Source organism: Actinomyces ruminis, from assembly GCF_002154335.2.
GTDB classification, from domain to species: Bacteria; Actinomycetota; Actinomycetes; order Actinomycetales; family Actinomycetaceae; genus Actinomyces; species Actinomyces ruminis.
This window is the reverse complement of sequence record NZ_MTPX02000031.1, coordinates 79,224-87,550: the sequence shown is the minus strand read 5'-3', so window position 1 is coordinate 87,550 and position 8,327 is coordinate 79,224. Positions and strand designations below refer to the sequence as shown.

General features: G+C 71.2%; 4 protein-coding genes and 2 pseudogenes. All 6 read right to left on the bottom strand.

The features are described 5' to 3' along the window. Nucleotides 1-1,558 (bottom strand): annotated as a pseudogene (gene purF / locus BW737_RS16080) (amidophosphoribosyltransferase); the annotation flags it as partial. A 214-nt stretch (nucleotides 1,559-1,772) separates the two neighbouring features. Continuing rightward, a complete protein-coding gene (locus BW737_RS16075; protein WP_180272064.1) occupies nucleotides 1,773-1,925 on the bottom strand; it encodes a hypothetical protein in 153 nt (50 codons plus the stop codon). 182 nt (nucleotides 1,926-2,107) lie between these two features. Next, nucleotides 2,108-4,072 carry a bifunctional metallophosphatase/5'-nucleotidase gene (locus BW737_RS04965; protein ID WP_099330336.1) on the bottom strand — a complete coding sequence of 655 codons (1,965 nt, stop codon included), beginning with the start codon at nucleotides 4,070-4,072 and terminating at the stop codon, nucleotides 2,108-2,110. 317 nt (nucleotides 4,073-4,389) lie between these two features. Continuing rightward, nucleotides 4,390-6,476 (bottom strand): annotated as a pseudogene (locus BW737_RS04960) (PTS fructose transporter subunit IIABC). 50 nt (nucleotides 6,477-6,526) lie between these two features. Beyond that, the gene (locus BW737_RS04955; protein ID WP_086614923.1) at nucleotides 6,527-7,558 is read right to left on the bottom strand and encodes a 1-phosphofructokinase family hexose kinase; all 1,032 of its coding nucleotides are present in this window, start codon (nucleotides 7,556-7,558) and stop codon (nucleotides 6,527-6,529) included. Continuing rightward, complete coding sequence (locus BW737_RS04950; RefSeq protein WP_086614924.1) at nucleotides 7,555-8,325, bottom strand: DeoR/GlpR family DNA-binding transcription regulator; 771 nt, start codon at nucleotides 8,323-8,325, stop codon at nucleotides 7,555-7,557. Before BW737_RS04950 ends, BW737_RS04955 begins: the two co-directional genes overlap by 4 nt. Between the last annotated feature and the right edge of the window lie 2 nt (nucleotides 8,326-8,327).

Below are 8,327 nucleotides of genomic sequence, written 5' to 3'. Positions count from 1 at the left end.
CGGTAGGCGCCGGGGAATGCGGGCGGCGGGCGCGCCGGGCAGCGGACCCGTGGTGGGGGGTGGCGGTCGGGTAGTTGCCGGTGAAGCAGGCGGTGCACAGGGCCTCGGCGTTCTGGCCGGAGGCGGTGACCATGCCGCCCACGGAGAGGTACCCGAGCGAGTCCGCGCCGATGGAGTCGCGAATCTCCTCCACGCTCATGCCGGTGGCGATCAGTTCGGCGCGGGTGGCGAAGTCGATGCCGTAGTAGCAGGGCCACAGCACCGGTGGGGAGGAGATGCGCACGTGCACCTCGGCCGCGCCGGCCTCCCGCAGCATGCGCACCAGGGCGCGCTGGGTGTTGCCGCGCACGATCGAATCGTCGACGACGACCAGCCGCTTGCCGGCGATGACCTCCCGCACCGGGTTGAGTTTGAGGCGAATGCCGAGTTGGCGCAGGGTCTGGGTGGGTTGAATGAAGGTGCGGCCCACATAGGTGTTCTTCACCAGCCCCTGTCCGTAGGGGATGCCGGAGGCCTGGGCGTAGCCGATGGCGGCGGGGGTGCCGGACTCTGGGGTGGCGATGACCAGGTCGGCGTCGACGGGGTGCTCGAGGGCCAGCGCCGCCCCCATGGCGTTGCGGGCGCGATCACCGAGGTGCCGGCGATGCGCGTGTCGGGGCGGGCCAGGTAGACGTACTCGAATACGCAGCCGGCCCGGCGGGGGGTGGCGAAGCGGGTGGAGCGCACGCCGTCGGCGTCGATCTCGATCAGCTCGCCGGGCTCGATCTCACGGACGAAGGCGGCCCCGAGGATGTCCAGGGCGGCGCTCTCGGAGGCGACCACCCAGCCGCGCTGCAGCCGACCGAGCACGAGGGGGCGCACGCCGTGGGGGTCGCGGGCGGCGTACAGGGTGTGCTCGTCCATGAACACCAGGGAGAAGGCGCCGCGCAGCAGGGGCAGCACCCGCCGAGCGGTGGCGGAGATGCTCAGCGGCGGGACGGCGTCGGCGTCGGTCACCGGTAGGTACAGGGAGGTGTCGGCGTCGACGGCGTCGTAGTTCCAGGCGTCCAGGCAGCCGCGCCGGGAGACCAGTTCCATGAGCGCGGCGATGACGGCGGTGTCGGTGGAGGAGCCGCGACCGAGTTCGCCGGTGAGGTCCTCACCGCTGGTGCGGTGGATCGCTCCATCAGTTCGCGGGTATTGGTGAGGTTGCCGTTGTGGGTCAGTGCCAGGGTGGACCCGGCCACCGGCCCGAGCATCGGCTGCGCGTTCTCCCAGGTGCCAGCGCCCTGGGTGGCATAGCGGACGTGCCCGACGGCGAGGTGACCGGTGAGGCTGGACAGGGTGCCGTCGTCGAAAATCTGGGAGACCAGGCCGAGATCCTTGTAGACCAGGATGTTGCTGCCGTCGGTGGACGCGATGCCGGCGGCCTCCTGGCCGCGGTGCTGGAGGGCGTACAAGCGAAGTAGGTCAGGCGGGAGGCCTCCTCCCCGGGTGCCCAGACGCCGAAGACGCCGCACTCCTCGTTCACCTCCTCGCCGAGGGCGAGCGGCGGGTCGGGGCGCGCAGGGGCGAGCACGTCACCTGGGGGCGGGGTGGTCCGGCCGGAGTCGCCAAAGCTCACGCCCGCATTCTTCCACACCGCCCGTGTCCCCCGCCGAGACCGGCTGCTGAGACCGGCACCAATGACGCGCCTCATCACCGCCATGGCCCGACCAGACATCACGAACGACGTGTCGGGACCGGCCATATCGACCACCCCGACACGTACGTTCAACCGACCTCGGTGTTGGTCAGTCCCGGCTGCCGCGGCGGGCGGTCAGCAGCGTGCCCCCGCCCATGAGGCCGAGGGCGAACAGGCCGATGGCGAGCGGCGCACCGGTACGGGCCAGCGCGCCATGCGTACCGCGCTCGGTCGCCGGAGCGGTCCCGCCGGTCGTCGCCACTGCGCCGGCGGTCGGCCCCGCAGAGGCGCCGGTCGGCGCGCTCGCCGTCGCTCCGGCCGGCGGCGTCGCCGTAGGCGTCGCCTCAGACGAGGTCGGACGCGTGACCTGGGCGGTGATGGCGAGCGTCTCGGTGGTGCCGTCGGCGCCCGTGACGATGAAGGAGACGATCGCGCACGTGGTGCTTACGCCGTCGATAGTGCACCCCTGGGTGGCGGCGCGTCGGGGACGGCGAAGGTGAGCGTCGCCTGGCCGGTCTCGGGCAGCCCCGGGGTGACCGACTGGTCAATGTCGCTCGTCGTCAGCGTGCGAGTGCTGCCATCGGCCATGTCAACGGTGGCGGAGATCGAGGCGGCCGCCTCACCCACGCCCTGCTCGGCGGTGGCCGAGTAGCTGAGTCCGGTGAAGCGGGCCGTCACGGTGTCGCCGTCGATGGCCAGCGAGGTGCCGATCTGGTGCTTGTGGTAGGAAGCGGTGGCCGGCGCGACCCGGGCCAGGTAGTCGGCGGTCACCGTGCGGTCGAGGATGCCGGTGTTGATCATCGTCTTCTCGCCAAGGGTCTCGAAGTTGTCGCCTCCCGCGAGCAGGAAGGTGTTGGAGGCGACGGCGACGCTCGCCGCGTCGTCGAGTAGCTCGCCGTCGATGTAGACGGCGTCGATGACCCGCGAGCGCGCATCGGCGATGTCGTCGGCGAGGCTTTCGATGAGCGCGGCTTTCTCCGCCTCGGAGGTGACGGCGGAGATCTGCGTGAAGTAGTCCTCCAGCTGGTCGGCGGCGTCCTGGTCGAGATAGACCTCGACGTTGTCCGAGGTTCCGAGCATGAGCGCAGCGCGCGTGGTCGTCGGCTGGAACTGCTCGGCGAGAACCTGCTTGACCTCGGCGCCCGTATAGGTCGCGTAGGCCATCTCGTTGCCGAAGGGCTGCACCATGTAGGCCTCGCCCGCGGTGAGCTCGCCGGCGAGGTAGTCAGCGCGCACGCCGCCGGGGTTCATCAGGCCGATCGCGTAGTCGGTGGCGGGCTGGATGTCCTCCGCCAGCCAGGAGGCGAAGGAGGTGGCGATGAGGTTGGAGGCGGTGGACTCGGTGGAGCGGTTGGCGCCATAGTCCGTGCCGTCGTTGGTGCCGCGGAAGAAGTCCGACTCGAGGGTCGTGAGGACCTGGTTGCCTGCGGCCTCGGAGTCGGTCTGCGCCTTGGCGACGATGTCGGCCACGCCGTAGGCGTCGGTGGTGCAGTCGGAGTCCGCCAGGTCGAGGTTCCGGGCGGTGGCTGCGGTGACGGTCTTGCTGCCGTCGGCGGCCGTGGTCACCGTCAGGGAGATCTCGCCGAGCTTCAGCCCGTAGTGGTCGGGCTGGACGACGGCGATGTCCGTGCCGTCGGTCGACTTGACCACGTCGGCAAAGGGCACGTGGGTGTGACCGGCGACGACGGCGTCGACGGAGCCGTTGAATTGGTTGCCGTAGATCGCGGCGTCCTCGTGGGCAAGGACGACGACGACGTCGGCCTCCCCGTTGGAGGCGTCGCCGTCCTTAAGGGCCGAGGCGCGCGCGTTGGCGGTGGCGGTCGCGTCCGAGACCGTGAGGCCCTCGAGCGCGGACTTGGAGACGAGACTGGGCAGCTCCTCGGTGACGACGCCGACGAAGCCGACCCTGACGCCGTCGACCTCGGTGATCCAGGTGCCGTTGCCCGAACCCTCGGCGGTGAGCGCGGCGTTGCCGGTGACATTGGCGGACAGGATCGGGGCGTTGAAGGCGGGGATGAGACGGTCGGCAAGGTCGGTGATGCCCTTGTCGAACTCGTGGTTGCCGGCGCTGGTGACGTCCAGGCCGATGGCGTTGAGGACGTCAATGGTGGGCTGGTCGTCGAGGATGGAGGAGATGTAAGCACTGCCGCCGACATTGTCGCCGTTGGAGACGAAGAGCGTGCTGGGGTTCTGTGCGCGGGCGGCGGCGACCTCGCAGGCCAGGGTGACGGCGCCGGGCTCGTCGCTCGTGGTCTCGATGTGGCCGTGTAGGTCGGTGATGCCGAGGATATTGAGCGTGGTGGTGTCGGAGGTCTCCGCGGCCGTGGCCGGGGTGGCGAGTGCCGGCGCGAAGGCGCCGAGGGCGAGGGCCGCGGTGAAGGCGACGAGGCGGCGATATAGGTGTGGCATGAGCAATCTCGGGAGGGTAGTGGGGCGGAAGACGCGGTAAGTGTAGCCCTCTTCACATCGTTGCGGACCCCGCAAGATCCAGCGAGGTACCGCAACGCCCAGCCCGCCGCGGCCCGGCCCACCGACACGCCCCTCTCCCCCGAGACCGGCACCAATGACGTACCGCATCACGGCCCCGGGCTGACCGGGTGGGCACGAACAACGTGCCGAGGCCGGCCATATCGACCGGCCTCGGCACGTTACTCCTACCGATCTCGCAGTTGTCTCTACCGATCTCGGCGTAGGAGGGCGCCCGGACTCGAAAGCGCCGCTCCGGGTCAGGCGGCGGCAGCCCCCGCAGCAGCCTCGGCCGCGGCCTCGACGACGAGCTTGCGGGCCCGGGCCTGTTTGAGGATGACCACGCCGATGGCGGTGACAATCATGCCCGCGATGATCGAGATGAAGAACCCGAGCAGGTTGTCGATCGCGAAGAACACGAAGATGCCGCCGTGCGGGGCGCGCGAGCCCACGTGCAGCGCCATGGACAGGGCGCCGGTTACGGCGCCGCCCACCATCGACGGCGGGATGATGCGCAGCGGGTCCGCGGCGGCGAAGGGGATGGCGCCCTCGGAGATGAAGGAGGCACCCAGCAGCCAGGCGGCCCGCCCGTTGTCCCGCTCGACGTCGGTGAACAGGCCCGGCCGTACGGTGGTAGCCAGGGCGAGGGCCAGCGGCGGGACCATGCCGGCGGCCATGACGGCTGCCATGATCTCGTAGGAGGCAGTGGTGGCCGCGGACAGGCCGGCGGTGGCGAACAGGTAGGCAGCCTTGTTGACCGGGCCGCCCAGGTCGAAGCACATCATCAGGCCGAGGATGACGCCCAGGAAGATGGCGGAGCCGGAGCCCGCCATGGAGGTCAGCGAGTCGCTCAGCCAGGTCATGAAGGAGGCCAGGGGGTTGCCCAGCACCATGTACATCAGGGAGCCGACCACCAGCGTAGTGAACAGCGGGATGATGACCACTGGCATGAGGCTGCGCAGCCACCGGGGCACGTCCAGCCCCGCCAGCCAGGAGGCCATGTAGCCCGCAAGCAGGCCACCGATCAGGCCGCCGATGAAGCCGGCGCCGATGGCCACCGACAGGGCGCCCATGGCGAAGCCGGGGGCGATGCCGGGGCGCCCGGCCAGTCCGAAGGCGGTGTACCCGGCCAGGGCCGGCACCAGGAAGCTCATGGCGGTGGAACCCAGCATGAAGAACACGGCACCGATGTAGGCCATCAGCGGAGATCCGCCCAGGGCGTTGGGAGCGGCCATGTCCGGGTTGGCCAGGTCGGGCAGGTTCCACAGGCTGGAGCCGGTGACGATGTTGGAGGCGTTGTTGGTGATGTCGTAGCCGCCGAAGAGGAAACCCAGGGCCGTGAGCAGACCGCCGGCAGCCACGAAGGGGATCATGTAAGACACGCCGGTCATCACCGAGCGCTGCAAGCGCCGCGCCCAGTGGACGTGCTCCTCCTCGCCCTCGGCCTCGCCACCGCCGGCCCCGGCAGCGACACGCTTGGCACTAGGGTCATCGATGGCGGCCAGGGCCTGGTCCACCAGGGAGCCGGCGTCGTTGACGGCGGCCTTAACGCCGACGTCGATCACGGGCTTGCCGGCGAAGCGCTCCATCCCCTTGACCGGCAGGTCGTGGGCGAAGATGACGGCGTCGGCCGCCTGGACCAGGTCGGCGTCGAGCCAGTCGATCTTGCCGGAGCCCTGACCCTCGATACGCACGGTGACGCCGCGCTCCTTGCCGGCCTGCTCGAGCGCCTCGGCGGCCATGAAGGTGTGGGCAATGCCGGTGGGGCAGGAGGAGACGCCGACGATGACGCGGCCGGTGTCGGCGGGCGCGGCTGCCTCCCCCGCGGCCGACTCCCCCGTGGCCGGTGCCGCGCCGTCGTCGAGCAACTCGGGCTGGACCTGCTCGGTGACCAGGCGGGCGACGTCTTCGGGAGTGGCGGCGGCGCGCAGGGCGTCGGTGAATTCCGACTTCATCAGCCGCGGGCAAGCTTGGCCAGCAGCTGCAGGTGGAAGTCGTCGGCGCCGGCGGGAGCGGCGATCATGAACACGAGGTCGGCACCCTGCTCGTCGGCAGCGCCGAAGTCGACCGGGTCGGTCAACCGAGCGAATCCGAGCGAGGGAGCCAGTACGTGTGGGCTGCGGCAGTGCGGGATGGCGATGCCGCCGGGGATGCCGGTGGGCGCGGTGGCCTCGCGGGCCAGGGCGTCGGCGGCGAGCCCCTCGGTGGTGTCGGCGCGGCCGGCGGCGGCGACGACGTCTGCCAGGTAGTTGATGACCGCTTCCTTATCGGCGCCCGCGGACGCGTCCAGGCGGACGAGCTCGGGCACGATCAGCGGTGTGTTCGCTGCGTTGGTGGGTTGAGACATGTTGTCTTCCTCGTTGTCTCCTGGTGAGTGGTGGTGTGGTTGCGGGCTGATCAGAGCTCGGTGATTTCGGCGGCCTGTGTGGACAGGTCGGCGGGACCGGGCAGGGTGGTGCCGGGCAGACCGGCGGCGGCGGAGCCGTAGGCCATGGCGGTGGCCAGACACTCGGGGGCGTCGGCGCCTCGCACGTCGGCCAGGATGTAGCCGGCGACGGAGGAGTCTCCGGCACCGACAGTGGAAATGACGGGGACGGCGGGGGCGGTGGCCCGCCAGGCACCGGACGCGGTGACCAGGACGGCGCCGGCACCACCGAGGGTGGCCAGCACTGCGCCCACACCGCGGTCCACCAGGACACGGGCGGCCTGGGCGACGGGGGTGTAGTCACCGGCGAGTGCGCCCTCCTCCAGGGCGGTGGCACGTTCGGCGGGCAGCCCGGCCAGCTGGCCGAGTTCCTCCCCGTTGGGTTTGATCAGGTCGGGGGCGGCCGCCGGTAGGGCGGCGGCCAGGGCGGCCAGAGGCGCATCGGAGGTGTCGACCGCGATGCGCAGGTCGGGTGCCGCCTGGCGCAACAGGTTGACCAGGCGCGCGTACCAGTCGGTGGGGGCGCCGGGCGGCAGTGAACCGGACAGGATGGCCCAGCTGTGGATGCCGGGCGCCCCGTCCTGGTCGGCACCGTCGGCGCCGCCACTCGCACCCGCCGCCACGGCCCGACTCAGGGCCGCCTCTACGGCGGCGACCTCCGCATCCGCCAGGGTGGCGCCGGGCTCGTTGAGTTTGGTGGTGGTGCCGTCGGGCTCGGTCACGGCGGTATTGATGCGCACAGCCCCGGCCACGTCCACGGGGATGGTGCTCAGGCCGGGCACATTCAGGGCCGTGACCGCGGTCACCAGCGGGTCGTGCTCGGGCGCGGGCAGGACGGCGGTGACGGTCTGGCCGGCACGGGCCAGCACGCGGGCGACATTGAGCCCCTTGCCGCCCGGCTCGGTGGTGACCGACTGCAGCCGATTGACGCCACCGCGCACAAGCGGACCGGCGAGCGTGACCGTGCGGTCGAGCGAGGGATTGGGAGTGAGTGTGATGATCATGCGATGAGGACCTCGGTTCCGGTATCGGCTAGTTGGGCGGCCAGTGGCGAGGGGAGGGCGGCGTCGGTGACCAGCAGATCGACGTCGTCGAGGTCGGCGAAGGAGACCAGGTGCTCCTGGCCGATCTTGGTGGCGTCGGCCAGGGCGACGACGCGGCGGGCGGCGCGGACCATGGCGCGCTTGACGGCGGCCTCGTCCGGGTCGGGGGTGGACAGGCCGTGTTCTGCGGTCAGGCCGTTGGTGCCCATGACGGCCACGTTCACGCGCAGGGCGGCAAGCGCCTCCAGGGCCTCGGGGCCGACCGCGGCCTGGGTAATTCCGCGGACCTGGCCGCCGAGGATGCGCACGGTCAGATCACCGCGGCCGGCCAATAGGGCGGCGGTGAGTACAGAGTTGGTGACCACCGTCAGCCCCAGGCCCTCGGGCAGGAGCCGGGCGAGGCAGCCGACGGTGGTGCCGGCGTCGAGCAGGATAGTGGCGCCGGGGCGCAGATCCAGGGCGCCGATGGCGGCCGCGGCGATGGCCTGCTTGGCGGTGGCGCCCAGCAGCTCACGTTCGGCGACGGCGGTCTCCGGCAGGGCCAGCACGGTGGCGGGGACGGCGCCGCCGTGGACCTTGCGCACCGCGCCGGTGCGGTCCAGCGCGGTCAGGTCGCGGCGAATGGTTTCGACGGTGACGCCGTAGCGGGCGGCCAGGTCGGTGACCGCAACGCGGCCCTCGCGGGACACGGCATCGACGATGTCCTGCTGGCGCTGCTCGGCGTTCATTG